We start from the raw sequence: 19763 nt of genomic DNA on the forward strand, positions 1-19763 counted from the left end.
GTGCACCGTAGGATTCACCGGGTCAGCCGAATCCGATCACCCCAAGGGGGAACTCCGTGTTGCGCACGCACGAGGTGGGCACGCTGCGTGCCGACCACGCCGGACAGACCGTCACGCTCGCCGGATGGGTGGGTGGACGGCGCGATCACGGCGGTGTGGCGTTCCTGGACCTGCGCGACTCCAGCGGCGTCGCCCAGGTCGTCGTCCGGGACGAGGTGCTGGCGTCCTCGGGCGCGCACGGGCTGCGCAACGAGTACTGCGTGCGGGTGACCGGCCCGGTCGGCCTGCGACCCGAGGGCAACCAGAACCCCAACCTGCCGACCGGTGAGATCGAGGTCACTGCGATCGAGCTCGAAGTGCTGAGCGAGTCCGCCGCGCTGCCGTTCCAGATCGACGAGCGCGTGGAGGTCGGCGAAGAGGCCCGGCTCAAGCACCGCTACCTGGACCTGCGCCGGCCGGGGCCGGGGGCGGCGATCCGGCTGCGCAGCGAGGTCAACAAGAGCGCCCGTGCGGTCCTCGACGAGCGCCGCTTCGTCGAGATCGAGACCCCGACGCTGACCCGCTCGACGCCGGAGGGTGCCCGCGACTTCCTGGTGCCGGCCCGGCTGCAGCCGGGCAGCTGGTACGCGCTTCCGCAGAGCCCGCAGCTGTTCAAGCAGCTGCTGATGGTGGCCGGCATGGAGCGCTACTACCAGATCGCCCGCTGCTATCGGGACGAGGACTTCCGGGCCGACCGCCAGCCGGAGTTCACCCAGCTCGACATCGAGATGAGCTTCGTCGAGCAGGACGACGTCCTCGAGCTCGGTGAGGCGGTCGCCGTGGCGCTGTGGAAGCTGGTCGGCTACGACCTGCCCACCCCGCTGCCCCGGCTGACCTACGCCGACTCGATGCGACGCTTCGGCACCGACAAGCCCGACCTGCGTTTCGGCAACGAGCTGGTCGAGTGCACCGACTACTTCGCCAGCACCCCGTTCCGGGTGTTCCAGGCCGAGTACGTCGGCGCCGTGGTGATGCCCGGTGGTGCGAGCCAGCCGCGCAAGCAGCTCGACGCCTGGCAGGACTGGGCCAAGCAGCGCGGTGCCCGAGGGCTGGCGTACGTGCTGGTCGGGGAGGACGGCGAGCTCGGCGGTCCGGTCGCCAAGAACCTCTCGGAGGACGAGCGTGCCGGTCTGGCAGCGCAGGTCGGCGCCCAGCCGGGGGACTGCGTGTTCTTCGCCGCTGGTGCGACGAAGTCCTCGCGCGCACTGCTCGGCGCGGCCCGACTGGAGATCGGCCGGCGCTGTGGGCTGGTCGACGAGTCGGCCTGGGCGTTCGCCTGGGTGCTGGACGCGCCGCTGTTCGAGCCGTCCGCCGAGGCGACCGCCTCGGGCGATGTGGCCCTCGGCTACAGCGCCTGGACTGCGGTGCACCACGCCTTCACCTCGCCGAAGGCAGAGTTCCTGGAAACCTTCGACACCGACCCCGGCTCGGCCTTGGCCTACGCCTACGACATGGTGTGCAACGGCAACGAGATCGGCGGCGGGTCGATCCGTATCCACCGGCGCGACGTGCAGGAGCGCGTGTTCAAGGTGATGGGGCTGAGCGAGGAGGAGTCCCAGGAGAAGTTCGGCTTCCTGCTCGACGCCTTCGCGTTCGGTGCGCCGCCGCATGGTGGCATCGCGTTCGGCTGGGACCGGATCTGCGCCCTGCTGTCGCGCACCGACTCGATCCGTGACGTGATCGCCTTCCCCAAGTCCGGCGGCGGCTTCGACCCGCTGACCGAGGCGCCGGCGCCGATCACCGCCCAGCAGCGCAAGGAGGCCGGTGTGGACGCCAAGCCGAAGGCTCCGGCGGCCGACAACCCGGACCTGTCCCTGGCTGAGGTCCCCACCGCCCGCTGAGCAGCACCGTTGCAGCTGCCACGATCAGGTCCGACCGGCCGCGGCAGCGTCCACCGTGAGCAGCACGACGAGGTCGGACCGGCTGGACACCCCGAGCTTGCCGAAGGCGTGCGTCAGATGGGTCTCGACGGTGCGGCGCGTGATGTACAGCCGTTGGGCGATCTCCCGGTTGCCATGACCTTGCGCGGCGAGGTCGGCCACCTGCCGCTCCGACGGCGTCAGTGATTCGATGCCGGTGAGTGCGGTGCGCCGCGGCCGTGCCCCAGCCGCCTGCAGCTCGTGCCGAGCGCGATCGGCCAGCAGCCGCATCCCACCGCGCTGAGCCTGGTCGAGCGCCCGCCGCAGCGGCTCTCGCGCGTCCCCGCGGCGGTTGGCGCGGCGAAGCGTGGCCCCGAGCGCGACGAGTGCCCTGGTGTGTTCCAGCCGGGTGGGACCGGGCTCGAGCAGAGCCACCGCACGTTCCAGGAGCTCGACCGCCTGCACCGGCTCCTCAGTCAGTGCCAGTGCCCGCAGCCCGGCGGCCCGCGGCTCGGGCAGGCCGGTGCGCTCGGCCAGCTCCAGATGGGCTACGGCCAGGTCCCGGGCTGCCCGCCGATCACCGAGCGCGACGAGTGCTTCGGCGTCGATGACTCGCCAGGCGGCGGCTGCGGGGTGCAGGATGTGCAGCCGCTGCCACCAGCCCGCCGCTCGCACCAGGTCCGCGTGCGCCTCGCCATAGCGTCCCTGCGCCATCCGCAGCTGGGCGCGGCGCTCGAGGAGGTAGGCACCTGACAGGCACGCCTCGGGCGGGTCACCGTTGGGTAGGCCGGCCTCGAGCGCTGAGTCGGCCTCGTCGAGCTCGCTCAGCTCGGTCAGTGCTTCCACCAGCGGGAAGAGCGACCAGAGGAGCGCGGCCGGCGGGCTGTTGCCCAGCTTGAACCGGAACGAGACCTCCGCGTCGGCGCGGGCGTCGTGGACCCGACCGAGGTGCATCAGGACGATCGCCCGGACGAAGCTGCCATGGGCCAGCGCGATCAGCCATCCCTGTGGCCTGGCCAGCTCGACCACGCCGTCGCAGAGCCGGCGCGCCGCGTCGAAGTCGCCGTTGGCGATCAAGATGAACTTCGCCCACGTGCTGACCAACGAGTCCGTCCCCCGTGGCGGCGTCACGGCGTCCATCGCCGGTTCGAGAAGCCTGCGGACGTCGTCCGCGCAACCACCCTTCGCCGCCACCGCCTGCCACGCCAGAGGCACCCGCCACAGGCTGTCCTGATCCGCGCTGGAGTGCCTGCGGACGCGTTCGTACCCCTCCTCGACGGTGTCCGCCGAGAGCATCATCGAGCAGACCATCTCGAGCTCGAGCTGTCCGCCAAGGTCTTCGTCGCCGGGCTGTTCGGCGAGGCCGCGACGCGCTATCTCGATGGCGTCGTCGAACTCGCCGGCCAGCCCCAGGGCCCGGCACCCCGACAAGGCGATCCGCAGCCGTTGCTCCGGCGTCACCGCGAGCGTCACCGCCTCATGCAGGTGCTCGCGGGCGCCGGGTTGCACCTGAGCCGCGAGCTCGAGCCCGAGCTCGCTGTGCAGGTCCGCGACGAGCTCGGGCTCGGCCGGCGGTTCTGCGAGGGCGCGGCGAAGGAACGTGGCCGCCGCTTCCGGAGCCCCGCGAACGTGCGCACGCCCGGCGGCCGCGTGCAGTCTGGTCACGGTCAGTGGATCAGCGGCGGGTTCGGCATGGGCCAGATGAAGTCCGACGGCCTCCACGTCCGCTTGCTCTGCGGCCAGCAGATCGGCCGCGCGCCGGTGCAGCAGCGATCGCTCACCGGCCGGCAGGCCTCGGTAGAGAGCGCTTTCCACCAGTGGGTGGGTCAGTGCGTGGCCAGCACCCTCAACGCCCAGGATCCCGACCGCGGCCAGCCGATCGGCGAGCAACTCGGCCTGGGCGATCTCGAGCTCGGCCAGCCGTGCCGCCTGGCGCAGCAGTGCTCCGCGCCCCAGCACTGCGAAGGCGCGCGCCAGCTGGGTCGCACCGGTCGGGAGCCGGGCGAGCTGGAGCTGGACGGTGCGGCCCACCTGCTCGGGGCCGAACGTCGTCAACCGCGCAGCCACGTCCGCGGTCGGCTCGAGCCCCTGGGCGAGCAGCTCGTCGATCAGCGCCCCGAGCAGGAACGGGTTGCCGGCGCTGGCCGCATGGCAGGCGTTCGCGAAAGCCGCATCGGCGGTGGGCAGCCGCTCGGCGACGATCACCTCGACGGCGTCCGGCCCCAGCGGACGCGGTCGAATGGGTGGCTCCGGGGCTGCCGCGAGCAGCTCGTCGAGCAATGCCGGTGCCACCGACTGCTCCCCGGTTCGAACGGCGCAGAGCACCCCGAGGTGCAGGTCCGGCAGCTGACGCGTGAGCTGGACCAGCCAGCGCAGCGAGGGTGCGTCCGCCCAGTGCACGTCGTCGACCACGAGTACGGTCGGCGTGCTCTCGGCCAGCTCGGCGGCCAGGCAGGTCAACCCGTACGACGCCGCGTGCATCGCGTCACCGGTGGGCGCCGGTGCGATCGGATCGGGGTCGAGGACGCGCTTGGCCAGTCGCGCGGCGCCGGCGTCCAGCGCCTTCCGCTCGGGGTCGTCCACCGCACCGGCGACCGGCCCGAAGAGCTGTCGGGCGATGCCCCAGCCCGCCTGCTGCTCGAAGGGGGTCGCCCAGGCGCGCAGGACGCGCAGACCCAGCTCGTCCGCGACCTGGGCGACCGCTCGCAGCAGGCTGGACTTGCCGACGCCGGGCGGCCCCTCGACCACCGCTACGCGGCCCGAACCTGCACGCACCTCGTGCAGGTGCCGGCCGAACGCTGCGAGCTCGGTGTCCCGCTGCAACAGGCTCCGGGCCATGGCTCAGTCTCGGCCGCGGGCGCGCGCCTTGTCCATCGTCACGGGAAACCTCGTGGTATCCACCACGATTCGCCGGCCTCTGTTAGTGGTGAGCATGGCTGTGGCGCCAGCTACGCGCCGGGCAGCCTGGGAGGACACCGTGACGACAGCTCAGACAAGCGCCGCCGAAGGCACGCAGTACGCCCTCGGCCGCACGAGGCAGGAGTACGAGCGGCTGCGTCGCCAGGCTCAGCAGTGGGAGGGCGCGACCGAGCGCGTGCTGGACCGGGTCGGCCTTCCGCTCGGTGCCCGATGCCTGGACGCAGGCTGCGGCCCGGGCGAGACGATGCGACAGCTGGCTCAGCGTGTGGGACCGCGGGGGCGCGTCGTCGGCATCGATGTGGACGAGACGCTGGGCGGGCTCGCCGTCGACCGGCTCCAGCGGGACGGGCACCAGCAGTGCAGCTTCGTCGCGCACGACCTGGTCGAGGGTGGACCGATCCTGGAAGGGCCGTTCGACCTGGTCTACGCGCGGTTGCTGCTGTTCCACCTTCCGAGTCGGGTCGAGGTGCTCGCCCGCCTGTGGGACGCGGTGGCGCCGGGCGGCTACCTGGTCGTCCAGGACTACGACATGTCCGCCGTGGGGGCGGCACCACCCCTGGCCGGTGCTGACCGCGTGGGTGAGCTGATCATCCGGTCCTTCGGAGCCGCGGGCTGCGAGATCCGCGTCGGATCGCTGCTCCCGCGCCTGTTCATCGAGGCCGGCGTCGGCGTGCCGGACGGGACCGACGTCTCCGGACGGCTGGAACGGCTGGCCGACGCTTCGCTGATGCTGGAGGCGGTGTTGCGCAGCCTGCTTCCGCTGGCCGTCAGCCGGCAGATCGTGACCGAACCCGACGCGGAGTCCCTGCTGGTGGAGCTGCGCCGCGAAGCCGTCGCCGATCCTGAGCACCCGGTCCTGTGGCCGTTGCTGATGGGCGCCTGGCGGCGGAAGGCGTAGGCCGTGGACGTCGACCGGGTGCGGTCGCACTTCGCCTTTCCCGACCTGGGCCGGGTGGCCACCAACAACGCGGCGACCTCGCAGCCACCACGGGAGCTGCTCCGGCTGCTGGAGTCGCTGACGGAGGACTACGACAACGTCCATCGCGGACAGTCCAGCGCGTCGCGGCGCACGAGCGAGCGGTTCGAGAGCGCCTACGACACCTTCGCCCAATGGCTCAACGCGCCGAGCCGTCGAAGCATCGCCACGTACCGCAACACGACCGAGGCCATCAACGCCGTGATGTACATGCTGCTCACGCAGTTCCGGGACGGCGACAACGTGGTGACCACGATGATGGAGCACAACTCCAACTTCGTGCCGTGGTACGGGATGTGCCACGAGATCCTGCCCGCCTTCGGGCGCCGGGTCGAGTGCCGCGTGGCCCGGTTCGACCACGCGACCGGGGCGCTCGACCTCGAGCACCTCGCCGAGCTGGTCGACGAGCGGACCAAGCTGGTCTGCGTCACCGGTGCCTCGAACTTCCTGGGCACCAAACCGCCGCTGCGGACCATCCGAGCCATCGCGGATCGCAGCGGGTACGTCCGCGACGACGGGCGGACCGGGTCACTGCTGCTGGTCGACGCGGCCCAGCTCGTGCCCAGCAGCTTCGTCGACGTGCAGCAGCTGGACGTGGACTTCCTGGCCTTCTCGTGCCACAAGATGCTGGCACCGTTCGGTGTCGGGGTGCTCTACGCGAAGGAGCAGCTGCTGGCTGCTGGTCGGCCGTTCCTGTACGGCGGGGACATGGTCGCCGAGGGCGGGGTGAGCGTCGATCGCGTCGACTACAACGATCTCCCGTGGAAGTACGCCGCCGGCACCCCGAACATCCTCGGGGTCATCGCCTCGGCGCGCGCCCTGCGCCTGGTGGTCGACCTCGTCAGCCCCGAGGGTGCCCCGCGGTGGTTCGACGACGACCGGCCACTGCCGCGGTCAGTCGTCGCGCAGGCGATGCACCGGGTGGGCGGGCATACCCGGTCGCTGACCGAGCTGGCGATGCAGGAGGCGATGACCATCGACGGCCTGCGCTGGTACGGGCCGGCCCTCGGGACACCGCGGGCGCCGCTGCTGGCGTTCACCGTCGACGGTGTGGACCCGATCCGGCTCGCCGAGGGTCTGAACCTGGAAGGCGTCGAGGCCCGGGCCGGCTGTCACTGCGCGACCTTGGCCCACCGCGACCTCGGCCTGAACCCGCCGGCCACCTGTCGACTCAGCTTCGCCCTCTACACCAGCGCGGACGACGTCGCCCTGGCGATGGACGCGGTGCGCCGCGTGGTCCGAGACCTTCGGCCGCTGGCGCCGCGCGCTACCGGAGCCGGCGGCTGGACCAGCGGTGGTCGCAGCTGAAGCCGAGGCGGTGGTACATCCGCCGGGCGACGTCGTTGTCCGAGTACATGCCGAGGGTGACGACCGCACTGCCCGCGTCGAACGCCGCTCGCGCCGCCGCCGTCGTCACCGCGGCCCCGAGCCCGCGACCGCGGACGGCAGGGTCGGTGGCGACGGACGCCAGGGACGGCACCCCCGGCACGTCCTCGGTGTGCGCGGCGCAGGCCACCAGCCGGCCGCCGTCCCAGATGCCCCACCAGGCAACCACCGGGTCCTGCACCGTGGTGCTGTGCCGAGGGCTCGCCCTGGCGAGCAGCTCACGCACGTCGTCCAGCTGGTCGGGTGGCACGACCACGGCGGGCCGGCCGGCCGGCGGGGGAGTTCGGGTCATCATCCACTCCCAGTCGTCGCCCGCACGCGGCACGACCCGGGCCGCCAGCTCGGGCGGCAGCAGCTCCAGCGAGCCGAACGGGAGGGTGACCCGGGTGATGTCCGGGACGACGGACAGCAGCTCGGCGAGCTGTGCTGCAGCGGCCCTCGGGCTCGTCAGGACGGTCACGGTGGTGGCGTAGGAGTGGGTACGACGCAACCAGGCCACGCCGTCGTCCAGCGCCCAACCGCGCACCGGGCCGGCCGGGTCGACCATCCAGCGGGCGAACGGGTCGTTCCCGCTGGCCTCGACGAGCTCCTCGTAGGACGAGAGCGGACGCACCGCCATCAATGCGTCCCGATGCCGATCCGCTCGTGCAGGCGACGCAGCGGCGCGGGGGCCCACCAGTTCCACTCGCCGAGCAGGGTCATGGTGGCGGGCACCAGCAGCATCCGCACCATGGTCGCGTCGATCGCCACGGCGACGCACAGCGCCACCCCGGTCTGCTTCACCACCAGCACCTTGGCGGCGATCAGGCCGGCGAAGACGATGATCACCAGCAGCGCGGCCGAGGTGATGATCCGCCCGGAGCGCTGCAGCCCTGCCGCCACGGCCTCGTCGTTGGGCAGCCCGGCGTCGCGCTGCTCCTTGATGCGGGACAGCAGGAAGACCTCGTAGTCCATCGCCAGGCCGAACCCGAAGGCCAGCACCAGTGGGGGAATGGTCGTCTCCACGCCGCCGGTCGAGGTGAACGACAGCAGCCGCTCCAAGTGACCGTCCTGGAAGATCAGGGCCACGACGCCGAGCGCGGCACCCAGCGAGATCAGGTTCATCAGGAGTGCCTTGACCGGCACCAGCACCGAACCGGTCATCAGGAAGAGCAGGACGAACGTGGCCAGCACGACGAGCCCGATCGCCCAGGGCGCTGTGCGGGCGAGCGAGGCGCTGAAGTCGAGCTGGCCCGCGGCCTGGCCGACCACCCAGGTGGCGAAGTCCGGCCGCTCGGCGTGCAGGTCGCGGACCACCTGCGTCGCTACCTTGCCGCCGGCGTCCCCGCCCTCGACCCGGACGCCCAGGGTGACCAGCGAGCCGTCCGTCTTCGGCGGGTCGACGGACGAGACGCCGTCGATCTTGGCGACGTCCGCGGACCAGGCCAGGACCTGGTCGGTGCTGCCCTCGGTGACGACGAGGACCTCGGGTCCGGCCAGTGCCGGCCAGCGCGCGTCGACCGTCTCGAACGCCGTCCGCTGCGGCGTCCCCACCGGCATCAGGTCGGGCCCGGACGAGCGCAGCTGCATGCCCAGCGCCGGGATGGCGGCCAGCAGCAGCACCGCGGTCACGCCGATCGCGACCGGCCAGGCCATCCGCTGCACCCGACGCGCCAGCCGGGAGAACACTCCTTCCGGTGGCGCGACGTCGCCCAGCCTGGCCATCAGCCGGCGCAGCAGGGGCACCCGCGCAGGCAGGCCGGGGCGGACCAGCCGGGTTCCCGCCAGGGACAGCAGGGCGGGGATGAAGCCGAGCGCGACGAGCAGTGCGACGACCACGACGCTCACGCCGGCGGCTCCGACGGCCCGCAGGATCTGCGCCTGGAACAGCATCAGCCCGGACAGGCTGATGGCGACCACCAGCCCGGAGAACAGCACGGTCCGTCCGGCAATGGCCACCGTGCGCCCGACCGCCGCCTCGACCTGGTCGGCGCTGGCCTCACCTTCGACCCATGGCAGGTCGCGCAGCTCCTCGCGGAACCGGCTGACCACGAGCAGCCCATAGTCGATGCAGAGCCCGAGGCCGAGGATGGTCACGACGTTGACCACGGTCGCGTCGAGGTCGATGAAGTGCGCGAAGCCCCACAGCGACGCGAGCCCGCCGGCGATGGACGCGATGGCACCGGCCAGTGGCAGTCCTGCGGCCAGGAAGCCGCCGAACACGATCACCATCACCACCAGGCTGACCGGCAGTGCCACGCCCTCGCCCGCACGCAGGTCGAGCTCGACCTGGTGGGTGATCTCGTCGACCAGCTGCGGGAGGCTGGACGTCGAGCTGACTGCGCCGGGCAGCTGCGCCGCCGTCGCCGCGACCTGTTCGTCGATCCAGGCCGCGCGCTCGGACTCCTGCGCGCGGGACAGGTCCGGCGCGAGCTTCACGGTGACCGCGACCCCCTTGCCGTCGTTGGCCACGAGCGCACGCCCGGCGGGGCCGCTCGGCCCGCCCGGGACGGTGTAAGGGCTGGCCACGCCCTCGATCGCCGCTCCGCCGTCGAGCACCGGCACCAGTCGCTCGACCGCGGCCACAGCGGCCGGCGACGACGGGTCGACCTGGTCGATCAGGGCGACGACCTGCGGGCCGTCCGCGTGCTGGGCGCCGAGCAGGTCGCGGCCGTCGCGGGACTCCCCGGGCACCACCGGCTCGCCGTTGGTGAGCCGGTCGAACAACGAGTCGCCGCCGAACGCGCCCAGCGCCAGGCCGAACGCGACCACGATGGCGGCCACCCAGCCGAGCGCCACGAGGCGGGCGTGGCGCGCCTCGAAGCGGCCGAGTCTGTCCAGCAACGTCACGGGGGCAAGCCTTCCAGGCCCCTCGGTGCGCTCCGACGTCAGGCCTGGTCGGTCACCTGACCGGTCCGGACGGCGTCCTCGAGGGTGGGCTCGACGAGCGGCAGCCGGACCTCGAAGCGGGTGTCGCCCGGCTCCGACAGCACCTGGATGTCGCCGCCGTGCTTGCCGGTGACGACGCGATAGCTGATGTCGAGGCCGAGACCGGTCCCGGCGCCGACCGGCTTGGTGGTGAAGAACGGCTCGAAGATCCGGCTGCGCAGCTCCTTCGGCACCCCGGGGCCGTCGTCCCCGACGCTGACGAGGACGTGGTCGTCCTCGACCCGGGTGCGCAGCGTGATGGTGCCGCCCTGACCCGTCGCCTGCGCGGCGTTGTCGATCAGGTTGGTCCAGACCTGGTTCAGCTCGGCCGGGTAGCCGGGGACCAGGGGCAGGTCGTCGCAGTAGTCGCGGACGACGGTGATGCCCTTGAGCTTGGCGCTGAGCATGACCAGCGTGGACTCCAGACCTTCGTGCAGGTCCGTCTGCTGGAACGGCGCCCGGTCCAGCTGCGAGTAGTTCTTGGCTGCGCCGACGAGCTGGCTGATGCGCTGCACCGAGTCGGTGATCTCGCGCATCAGGGAGTCCGTCTCCAGCGAGTAGGCGACCCAGGCGAAGCCCGTCTGCCGGTCGTCCGCGTGCAGGGTCCGGTAGACCTTCTCCGCCCACGACACGTCCAGCCCGGCCGCGACGTAGATGCCGGCCAGGTCGAAGCCACGCTGGATGTCGTGCTCCTCGAGCCAGTCACCGAGCTCGTCCTCGGCGTCGCTGCGTTCCATCGCGCTGCGCCGGGGGGCAGTCTCGGACAGCGCCAGGGCCTCGTTCTGCAGGTTGACCAGCTCGTGCAGGACGTCGGCCGGGATGTGCCCGTCGGCCAGGTAGTCCAGCTTGCTGCGCATGTGCTCGACGCGGGTTCGCAGCTGGTCGACCGCGCGCTCGGCCGCTGACGCAGGGTTGTTCAGCTCGTGGGTCAGCCCGGCGGAGAGCGCACCGAGTGCCTGCAGCCGCTGCTGGTCGCCGACCCGCTCCTGAGTGCGCCGCATGCCGGCCGCGATGCCGTCCAGCAGGTGCACGGCGATCGGGAAGTGCTCGTGCATGAACGCGGCGAACTCGTCCGCCGGCACCGCGAGGAAGGTCGCGTCGGTGGCGGCGCGCACGCTGGCGACGTAGATCGACGGCCGGTCGGCCTGCTTGATCCAGGACGCGGTCGCGCCGCCGTACGCGCCACGGAAGTCGGTACGGGTGACCTCGACCTCGACCGAGCCGACCCGACGGGTCATCACCATCGTGCCGGTCAGCAGCTGGTAGAAGCACTCGGCCGGCTCGCCCTCGCGGGTCAGGTACTCGCCCGCCGGGATCCGGGTCCGCCGTCCGTTCTCCACGAACCAGGCGAGCTGCTCGTCGTCCAGGCTCTCCAGCAGGAACAGCGTGCGCAGCTCCTGCGCGCTGACCCGGTCATCGGGTGTGGTGCTGGTCATCTCACAACCTCTCCAGGTACTGGTGCACGAGGGTCACAGCCAGCGCGCCCTCACCGACCGCTGACGCGACCCGCTTCACCGACGTCGAACGGACGTCTCCGGCCGCGAACACGCCGGGCACCGAGGTCTCCAGCAGCCACGGGTCGCGAGGCAGCTCCCAGCCTTGCGGGCGAACGCCGGACTGCAGCAGGTCCGGCCCGGCCAGCACGAAGCCACGCTCGTCGCGCAGCACCACGCCGTCCATCCACTCGGTCAGCGGCTGTGCGCCGATGAACACGAACAGGTGCGCCGCGTCCACCGTGGACTCCTGTCCGTCGTCCAGGTTGCGCAGCGTGACTCGCTCGAGGTGCCCGTCGCCGTCCACGCAGCCGATCGCGGTTCGGGTTCGCACCTCGACGTTGTCGATCTCGGAGATCTGTTCGATCAGGTAGTGCGACATGGACGAGACCAGCGACTCGGCGCGGACGACGAGCACCACCTTGGACGCGAACCGGGACAGGTAGACGGCCGCCTGGCCGGCCGAGTTCGCGCCGCCGACCACGTAGACGACCTCGTCGGCGCAGTCGGCGGCCTCGGTGAGCGCCGCGCCGTAGTAGACGCCGTTGCCGACGAACTGCTCGACCCCGTCGGCGCCCAGCAGCCGGTACTGCACGCCGGTGGCCAGCACCAGGCAGTGCGCCTGCAGGCAGGAGCCGTCGGCGAACCGGACGCCGCGCCGGGCGCCGACCACCTCGATGCCGACGACCTCCCGGGTGGTCACGATCTCGGCGCCGAAGCGGACGGCTTGGCGTCGGGCCCGGTCGGTCAGGGCGGCGCCGGAGACGCCGTCCGGGAAGCCGAGGTAGTTCTCGATCCGCGAGCTCTGGCCGGCCTGCCCGCCGGTGGCCTGCCGCTCGACCACGACGGTGCGCAGCCCCTCGGACGCGGCGTACACGGCCGCACCCAGCCCGGCCGGTCCGCCGCCGACGATCACCAGGTCGTAGAAGTCGGTGGCCGGGTTGGTGGGCAGCCCGACGTGCTCGGCCAGCTCGGCGACCGATGGCGACAGCAGCGGCTCGCCACCTGGAGGCAGCACCACTGGGACGTCGCTGTCGGTGGCTCCGCAGGCGCCGAGCAGCCGCTGGCCCTCCGGCTCGTCGGCGCCGACCCACAGGTACGGAACGCCGTTGCGGGCCAGGAACTCGCGCACCTCGTGCGAGTGCGCCGACCAGCGGTGTCCGACGATCCGGATCACCTCGACCGGCGCGTCGCCCGAGGCGCGCCAGGCGGCGAGCAGCTCGTCCACGACCGGGTACAGCAGCTCCTCCGGGGGGCTCCACGGCTTGAGCAGGTAGTGGTCCAGGTCGACGGCGTTGATGGCGGTGATCGCCGCGTCGGTGTCGGCGTACGCGGTGAGCAGCACCCGCCGGGCGTGCGGGAACAGGTCCATCGCCTGCTCGAGGAACTCGACCCCACTCATCTGGGGCATCCGCTGGTCGGCCAGCAGCACGGCGACCCGCTCGCCGCGAGCGGCCAGCTCGCGCAGCGCCTCGAGGGCCTCGTCACCGGACTCGGCACGCACCACCCGGTACTCCTGCCCGTACTGGCGACGCAGGTCCCGGGCGATGGCGCGCGAGACTCCGGGGTCGTCGTCCACCGTCAGCACTACGGGCCGGCGGGCGCTGGAGTCGGTGCTCGGGTCCGACACGCTGGTCATGTCCGTAGCCAACCACCCGGACGGCCCTTTCCATACCCCGTCAGCGGTCGCGGGTAGGTTCGGGCCGTGAGCGACCTGTTCAGCGTGGACGACGCGCCGGACCGACCCAGCGCGCCGCTGGCGGTACGGATGCGTCCGCGCACCCTGGACGACGTCGTGGGGCAGGGTCACCTGCTCGAGCCCGGTTCGCCGCTGCGCCGGCTGGTCGACCCCACGCAGGGTCCGGCCGGCCCGGCATCGGTGGTGCTCTGGGGGCCGCCCGGCACCGGCAAGACCACGCTGGCGCACGTGGTCTCGGGTGGCACCGGCGGCCGCTTCGTCGAGTTGTCCGCGATCACCGCCGGGGTGCGAGACGTGCGCGCCGTGATGGACGCAGCGCGTGACGACCTGGCGCTGCACCACCGGGCGACTGTGCTCTTCCTGGACGAGATCCACCGGTTCACCAAGGCCCAGCAGGACGCTCTGCTGCCCGGGGTGGAGAACCGCTGGGTGGTGCTGATCGCGGCGACCACCGAGAACCCGTCGTTCTCGGTGGTCGCACCGCTGCTGTCCAGGTCGTTGGTGCTGACCCTGCGTCCGCTGGACGACGACGCGGTGCGCTCGCTGATCGAGCGCGCGGTCACCGAGCCGCGCGGGCTGGACGGCCAGGTCGAGCTGACGCCGGATGCGTTGGAGCACCTGGTGCGGCTGGCCGCCGGCGACGCCCGGCGGGCCCTGACCGCGCTCGAGGCGGCCGCCGGTGCGGCGCTGCACGCGCAGGAGCGCGAGGTGACGACCGAGCACGCGGAGCGCGCGATCGACGCCGCGGTGCTGCGCTACGACCGCGAGGGTGACCAGCACTACGACGTGGCCAGCGCGTTCATCAAGTCCATGCGCGGTTCGGACGTGGACGCCTCGCTGCACTACCTGGCCCGGATGCTGGAGGCGGGAGAGGACCCGCGCTTCGTGGCGCGCCGGATCGTGATCGCGGCGTCCGAGGACGTCGGGATGGCCGACCCGACCGCGTTGCTGACCGCGGTCGCCGCGGCGCAGGCCGTCCAGCTGATCGGCATGCCGGAGGCGCGGATCGTGCTGGCGCAGGCCGTCGTCCACCTGGCCACCGCGCCGAAGTCGAACGCCGCCTACCGCGGCATCGACGCCGCCATCGCGGACGTCCGTGCCGGGCATGCCGGCACCGTGCCGGCGCACCTGCGCGACGCGCACTACCCCGGGGCGGGCCGCCTCGGGCACGGCAAGGGCTACGTGTACTCCCACGACGAGCCGCACGGCGTCGCCGAGCAGCAGTACCTGCCGGACTCGCTGGTCGACCGGGAGTACTACCAGCCGACCGACCGGGGTGCGGAGCGGGAGATCAGCTCACGGCTCGAGCGGCTGCGACGCATCCTGCGCGGTCGCTGAGGCGCGGGCGCTGCTGCGGCAGCCGGCCTGCGAGACGATCTCGGTGCTGATGCTGGCCCAGGCGTCCTCCTCGGCCCCGATCGGGCGGCCGAACGGGAGCCGAAGCAGGTGGCGGCGGTCCTGCGGGTCGCGGCACTGCACGGTCAGTCCGTAGCGGTCGACGGCGACCGGACGCGCCTCGAGGGTCTGGTCGAGCTCGACGCCGCGCCCGTCCGGCAGCGGCAACCGGCCCAGCCCCTGGACCAGCGCCAGCAGCCGCGGGGACAGCAGCGCGCGGATCCGGTCGAGCAGGTCCGCCTCGTCGAGCCACAGCGGGTCCGGGTCGGCGGAGCGCACGTCGTCGCCGTCAACGGTCACGCACCCACCGACCCAGTGCAGCTCGCCCTCGGCGACCTCGACCAACAGCAGGTCGTAAGCCTCCAGCGAGTCCAACGGCCAGGCCCGGCGAAGCGCGTCCTGCGCGGGCTGCACGTCGGCCGGGCCCGGGTAGCGCGCCCAGCCGAGCACCTCGAGGTGTGCCCGCGGGACGGTCAGGTCGGGCAGGGCTGCCTCAGCGCGCACGCACAGCGAGACCGCCCAGTCGTCGTTTGCGGTCGGCGAGCCTGGCCCCGGAGCGGCGGCCACAGTGCGTGAGCGCGAGTCGCGCGGCACGGCCAGCACCAGGTCGCCGCAGCCCAGCGCCGCGTGCAGCGCGGGCACCGCGTGCGCGTCGCCGAGCGGACCGGCGAGCGAGGCCGAGCCGAGGCCTTCCAGCAGGGTGCGGGCGACCTCGGCGGACGACGGGAGCTGTCGTGGGTGGACCAACGGCACGGTTTCCTCCGGGGCGGCGGTGTCACGGGCGTCTGGTGAGATAAGGTAAGGCTATCCTTACTATCCCTGACTACTCAAGGAGAACGATGACCGCCCACGCCTCACGTCGCGTCGTCCGGCGCTCGCGCGCTCTCGGCATCGCCCTGACGCCGAAGGCCGTCAAGTACTTCGAGAAGCGTCCCTACCCGCCGGGCGAGCAAGGGCGCGCGCGGCGTCCAAGCAAGAGCGACTACTCCTCGCAGCTGCTGGAGAAGCAGCGGCTGCGGGCGCAGTACGGCCTGCGCGAGGCGCAGCTGCGTCGAGCCTTCGACGAGGCACACCGCCGCTCCGGGCGTACCGGCGAGGTGCTGGTCGAGCTGCTGGAGACCCGTTTGGACGCCGTGGTGCTGCGCTCGGGCATCGCCCGGACCATCGCCCAGGCGCGCCAGGTCGTCGTGCACCGGCACGTCGAGGTCGACGGCCGCCTGGTGGACAAGCCCTCCTATCGGCTGCGACCCGGTCAGGTCGTCTCGGTCCGCGAGCGCAGCCGTGCGATGACCCCGTTCGTGGTCGCCGCGGCCAATGGGCATCGCGACGTCCTGCCCGCCGTCCCGGCCTACCTCGCGCTCGGCTCCGACGGGCTCTGCGCCCGGCTGGAGCGCGAGCCGCGCCGCGCGGAGGTGCCGGTCATCTGCGACGTGGCGCTGGTCGTGGAGTTCTACGCGCGATAGCGCGCGACGGGCTCGCCTCGGGCCGGGTAGGGTCGGTGCGCTGCCGTCGCTCCGGTCAGCGCCCGGCGCCGCCGGGACCGCGCGGAGCCACCGGGGAGGGATGCGTCGGATGTCGGCTGGAGACATCGCGGGACTCATCGCCGCCGTCGCCTTCGTGGCGCTGGTGGCGTTCTTGGCCGTGCCGATCCTGAAGCTCGGGAAGCTGATCGACGACACCCGCGGCACGGTGCAGGGCGTGACGCAAGAGACCATCCCGCTGCTGCATGAGGTCACCACGACCGTCACCACCACCAACGGCGAGCTCGAGCGCGTCTCGGCGATCACCACGAACGTCCAGCAGGTGACGACCAACGTGTCTGCGCTGACCGCGCTGTTCGCTGCCACGCTCGGTTCGCCGGTGATCAAGGTCGCGGCATTCACCTACGGGGTGCGGCAGGCACTGAGCGGGCGGCAGCCGTCGTCCGGTGGCCGTCGCCGGCGAAGGAGCTGATCGAGAGTGCGACGCATCTTCTGGGTGGCCCTCGGTGCCACCGCCGGCGTGCTGGTCGTTCGCAAGGTGACCAAGACCGCGCAGGCCTACACGCCCGAGGGGATGGCCCGGGGACTGTCCGGCCTCGGCGAGGGACTGCGCGAGATGGCGCAGGTCGTCCGTGAAGCGATGCAGGAGCGCGACGCCGAGCTGAGGCTGGCGCTCGGGGTCGACGAGGGGGTCATCGACCCGGACCAGGCGCGCGCCCTGATCGAGCGGCCGACGGCCGACCACGCCGACCCGTTCGGCGGCCAGCCGGGGCCGCCCGACTTCGACCGGCCGAGCAACCCGGCGCACCGAGGTGCGCGAGCTTCGTAGGGGCGATCGCCCCCGCCTTCGCGCCCCTCGCACGCCGAGGGCCGAGCGCCGGTGCCTGCACCGCGCACCAGCACGGCCCAACCCCACGACAGGAAGATCCCCATGGAGACGGCCGAGATCCGTCGTCGCTGGCTGAAGTTCTTCGGCGACCGAGACCACATCGTCGTTCCGAGCACCCCGCTGCCGTTCGACGACCCCAACCTGCTGTTCGTCGCGGCGGGCATGGTGCCGTTCGTTCCCTACTTCATCGGGCAGCAGAGCGCGCCGTACAAGCGGGCCACCAGCGTGCAGAAGTGCGTGCGCACGCTGGACATCGAAGAGGTCGGCCGCACGACCCGGCACGGCACGTTCTTCCAGATGAACGGCAACTTCAGCTTCGGCGACTACTTCAAGGAAGGCGCCATCGAGCTCGCCTGGGACCTCGTGACCCGGTCGCAGGGCGACGGCGGCTTCGGCCTGCCCGAGAAGGACCTGCTCGTCACCATCTACCAGGACGACGACGAGAGCTACCAGCTGTGGCGGCGGATCGCCGGCCTGCCGGACGAGAAGATCGTCCGGCTGGGCAAGAAGGACAACTACTGGCACATGGGAATCCCCGGCCCCGCCGGCCCGTGCTCGGAGATCCTGATCGACCGCGGGGCCGAGTTCGGCCCTGAGGGTGACGTCGAGAAGGCCGGCGACCGGTACCTGGAGTTCTGGAACCTCGTGTTCATGCAGGAGGAGCTCAGCGAGGTCCGCAGCAAGGCCGACTTCGACATCCGCGGGCCGCTGCCGAGCAAGAACATCGACACCGGCATGGGTCTGGAGCGGATGGCCTTCCTGCTGCAGGGCGTCGACAACATCTATGAGATCGACGAGGTGTACCCGGTCATCGAGCGGGCCGCCGACCTCGCTGATAAGCGCTACGGCGCGAACCACGAGGACGACGTCCGGCTGCGCGTCGTCGCCGACCACGTGCGCAGCGCGCTGATGATCATCTCGGACGGCATCACGCCCGGCAACGAGGGTCGCGGCTACGTGCTGCGCCGGCTGATCCGTCGCGCCGTGCGCTCGATGCGGCTGCTCGGGGTCGACGCCCCGACCATGCCTGAGCTGCTACCCGTGAGCCGCGACCGGATGAGCGGCAGCTACCCCGAGGTCGAGCGGGACTTCGGCCGGATCAGCCAGGCCGCCTACGGCGAGGAGGAGGCGTTCCGGCGCACCCTCGCCGCCGGCACCACGATCCTGGACACGGCGGTCAAGGACGTGAAGGACGGCGGGCGCACGACGCTCGGCGGCGACAAGGCCTTCCAGCTGCACGACACCTTCGGCTTCCCGATCGACCTGACCCTGGAGATGGCCGCCGAGCAGGGCGTGGACGTCGACGAGGTCGGGTTCCGCCAGCTGATGACCGAGCAGCGCGAGCGGGCCAAGGCCGACGCGCGGGCCAAGAAGACCGGCCACGTGGACACCTCCGCCTATCGCGGCCTGGCGGACGGCCTCGGCCGCGACGTCGAGTTCACCGGCTACGACGAGGTGACCAGCGAGGCCACGGTCAGCGGACTGCTGGTCGGCGGCGAGCCGGCCCGCTCCGCCGTCGAGGGTGACGAGATCGAGCTGGTGCTGGACCGCACCCCGTTCTACGCCGAGGGCGGCGGGCAGCTCGCCGACGCCGGCCGGATCGTGCTGGACGGCGCGGTCATCGAGGTCACGGACGTGCAGAAGCCGCTCGGCTCGTTGATCGTGCACCGCGCCAAGGTGCTCAACGGTGCGGTCGAGGTGGGTGCGAGCGCTCAGGCGCTGGTCGACGTGCAGCGCCGCCGCGCGATCAGCCGCGCGCACACTGCCACGCACATGGTGCACAAGGCGATCCGTGAGGCGCTGGGGGAGACGGCCACCCAGGCGGGCTCGGAGAACGCGCCGGGCCGGTTCCGGTTCGACTTCAGCGCGAACGCCGCTGTCCCGCCGTCCGTCCTGCACGACGTCGAGGCGCGGGTCAACGCGCTGCTCGCCGAGGACCTCGAGGTGCACGCCGAGGTGATGACGCAGGAGCAGGCGATCGAGGCCGGTGCGATGGCTCTGTTCGGCGAGAAGTACGGCGACGAGGTGCGGGTGGTCTCGGTCGGCGACTGGGCCCGCGAGCTGTGCGGCGGTACGCATGCGCAGCGCTCGGGCCAGCTCGGCCTGGTCAGCCTGCTGGGCGAGGCGTCGATCGGGTCCGGCGTACGCCGCGTCGAGGCGCTGGTCGGCAGCGACGCCTACGAGTACCTGGCCCGCGAGCACGCGCTGGTCGGTCAGCTCACCGAGGCGCTGAAGGTCCGCCCGGACGAGCTGCCGGACCGGGTCGGCTCGATTCTGGCCCGGCTGCGCGAGGCCGAGAAGCAGATCGCCGCGATGCGCCAGCAGCAGGTGCTGGCGGCTGCCGCCGGGCTCGCCTCGTCCGCCCGGGACGTCTACGGCGTGTCGTTCGTCGGCCACGACGCCGGCGAGGACGTGGACGCGGACGGGCTGCGCACGCTGCTGCTCGACGTCCGCGGCCGGATCACCGGACGTCCGGTCGTGGTGGCCGGCACCGCGGTCGCCAAGGGCCGTCCGGTCGTCGTGGTCGCGACCAACGACGAGGCCCGCCGCTGGGGGGTCAAGGCCGGTGAGCTGGTCCGCGAGGCGGCCAAGATCCTCGGTGGCGGCGGCGGCGGCAAGGACGACGTCGCCCAGGGCGGCGGCACCGATGCCGACCGGACCGGTGAGGCGCTGGCCCGGATCGAGCACCTGGTCGGCGAGCGGGTTACCGCCCGGTGAGG

General features: G+C 72.2%; 14 protein-coding genes. 8 read left to right on the forward strand and 6 right to left on the reverse strand.

Annotated features, from left to right (window positions below; all coding sequences use genetic code 11):
* Positions 1-56: 56 nt before the first annotated feature.
* Positions 57-1880: an aspartate--tRNA ligase gene (gene aspS, locus ACPPVT_RS09970; RefSeq protein ID WP_426566829.1), complete on the forward strand. Its 1824-nt coding sequence runs from the start codon at positions 57-59 to the stop codon at positions 1878-1880.
* Between the two features lie 24 nt (positions 1881-1904).
* Here aspS and ACPPVT_RS09975 read toward each other — a convergent pair whose 3' ends face one another.
* On the reverse strand, positions 1905-4736 hold the full coding sequence (locus ACPPVT_RS09975) for an ATP-binding protein (protein WP_426566830.1): 2832 nt from the start codon (positions 4734-4736) through the stop codon (positions 1905-1907).
* Between the two features lie 139 nt (positions 4737-4875).
* Between ACPPVT_RS09975 and ACPPVT_RS09980 the strand changes: the two genes are divergently transcribed.
* Both ACPPVT_RS09980 and ACPPVT_RS09985 read left to right on the forward strand, forming a co-directional pair.
* The gene (locus tag ACPPVT_RS09980) at positions 4876-5715 is read left to right on the forward strand and encodes a class I SAM-dependent methyltransferase (RefSeq protein WP_426566831.1); all 840 of its coding nucleotides are present in this window, start codon (positions 4876-4878) and stop codon (positions 5713-5715) included.
* Between the two features lie 3 nt (positions 5716-5718).
* A complete protein-coding gene (locus ACPPVT_RS09985; protein ID WP_426566832.1) occupies positions 5719-7101 on the forward strand; it encodes an aminotransferase class V-fold PLP-dependent enzyme in 1383 nt (460 codons plus the stop codon).
* Here the strand turns inward: ACPPVT_RS09985 and ACPPVT_RS09990 are convergent.
* From ACPPVT_RS09990 to ACPPVT_RS10005, 4 genes are read right to left on the reverse strand one after another with little or no spacing between them, the layout of a single operon-like run.
* A complete protein-coding gene (locus tag ACPPVT_RS09990) occupies positions 7061-7798 on the reverse strand; it encodes a GNAT family N-acetyltransferase (RefSeq protein ID WP_426566833.1) in 738 nt (245 codons plus the stop codon). The two genes, ACPPVT_RS09985 and ACPPVT_RS09990, sit on opposite strands and share 41 nt — an antisense overlap.
* A complete protein-coding gene (locus tag ACPPVT_RS09995) occupies positions 7798-10008 on the reverse strand; it encodes an MMPL family transporter (protein ID WP_426566834.1) in 2211 nt (736 codons plus the stop codon). Before ACPPVT_RS09995 ends, ACPPVT_RS09990 begins: the two co-directional genes overlap by 1 nt.
* Positions 10009-10046: 38 nt before the next feature.
* Positions 10047-11522 (reverse strand): ATP-binding protein, encoded by a 1476-nt coding sequence (locus tag ACPPVT_RS10000; RefSeq protein ID WP_426566835.1) that lies wholly within the window; start codon positions 11520-11522, stop codon positions 10047-10049.
* Position 11523: 1 nt separating this feature from the next.
* Positions 11524-13218: an FAD-dependent oxidoreductase gene (locus tag ACPPVT_RS10005; protein ID WP_426566836.1), complete on the reverse strand. Its 1695-nt coding sequence runs from the start codon at positions 13216-13218 to the stop codon at positions 11524-11526.
* 66 nt (positions 13219-13284) lie between these two features.
* Here ACPPVT_RS10005 and ACPPVT_RS10010 point away from each other — a divergent pair, with 66 nt between their 5' ends.
* Positions 13285-14616: a replication-associated recombination protein A gene (locus ACPPVT_RS10010; RefSeq protein ID WP_426566837.1), complete on the forward strand. Its 1332-nt coding sequence runs from the start codon at positions 13285-13287 to the stop codon at positions 14614-14616.
* Here the strand turns inward: ACPPVT_RS10010 and ACPPVT_RS10015 are convergent.
* Complete coding sequence (locus ACPPVT_RS10015; protein WP_426566838.1) at positions 14575-15426, reverse strand: hypothetical protein; 852 nt, start codon at positions 15424-15426, stop codon at positions 14575-14577. The genes ACPPVT_RS10010 and ACPPVT_RS10015 overlap by 42 nt on opposite strands.
* A gap of 86 nt (positions 15427-15512) precedes the next feature.
* On the opposite strand from ACPPVT_RS10015, the gene rpsD reads away from it, so the two are divergent.
* The 4 genes from rpsD to alaS all read left to right on the forward strand — a co-directional run bounded on the left by rpsD (position 15513) and on the right by alaS (position 19761).
* Positions 15513-16136: a 30S ribosomal protein S4 gene (rpsD, locus tag ACPPVT_RS10020; protein WP_426566839.1), complete on the forward strand. Its 624-nt coding sequence runs from the start codon at positions 15513-15515 to the stop codon at positions 16134-16136.
* 109 nt (positions 16137-16245) lie between these two features.
* Positions 16246-16626, forward strand: coding sequence for a DUF948 domain-containing protein (locus ACPPVT_RS10025; protein ID WP_426566840.1), 381 nt, complete (start codon positions 16246-16248; stop codon positions 16624-16626).
* 6 nt (positions 16627-16632) lie between these two features.
* Complete coding sequence (locus ACPPVT_RS10030; RefSeq protein WP_426566841.1) at positions 16633-16983, forward strand: hypothetical protein; 351 nt, start codon at positions 16633-16635, stop codon at positions 16981-16983.
* A 102-nt stretch (positions 16984-17085) separates the two neighbouring features.
* Entirely contained in the window at positions 17086-19761 is a 2676-nt protein-coding gene (gene alaS / locus ACPPVT_RS10035) for an alanine--tRNA ligase (RefSeq protein ID WP_426566842.1), read from the forward strand.
* Positions 19762-19763: the final 2 nt, after the last annotated feature.

It is taken from the genome of Angustibacter sp. McL0619 (assembly GCF_049994355.1).
Lineage (GTDB): Bacteria > Actinomycetota > Actinomycetes > Actinomycetales > Angustibacteraceae > Angustibacter.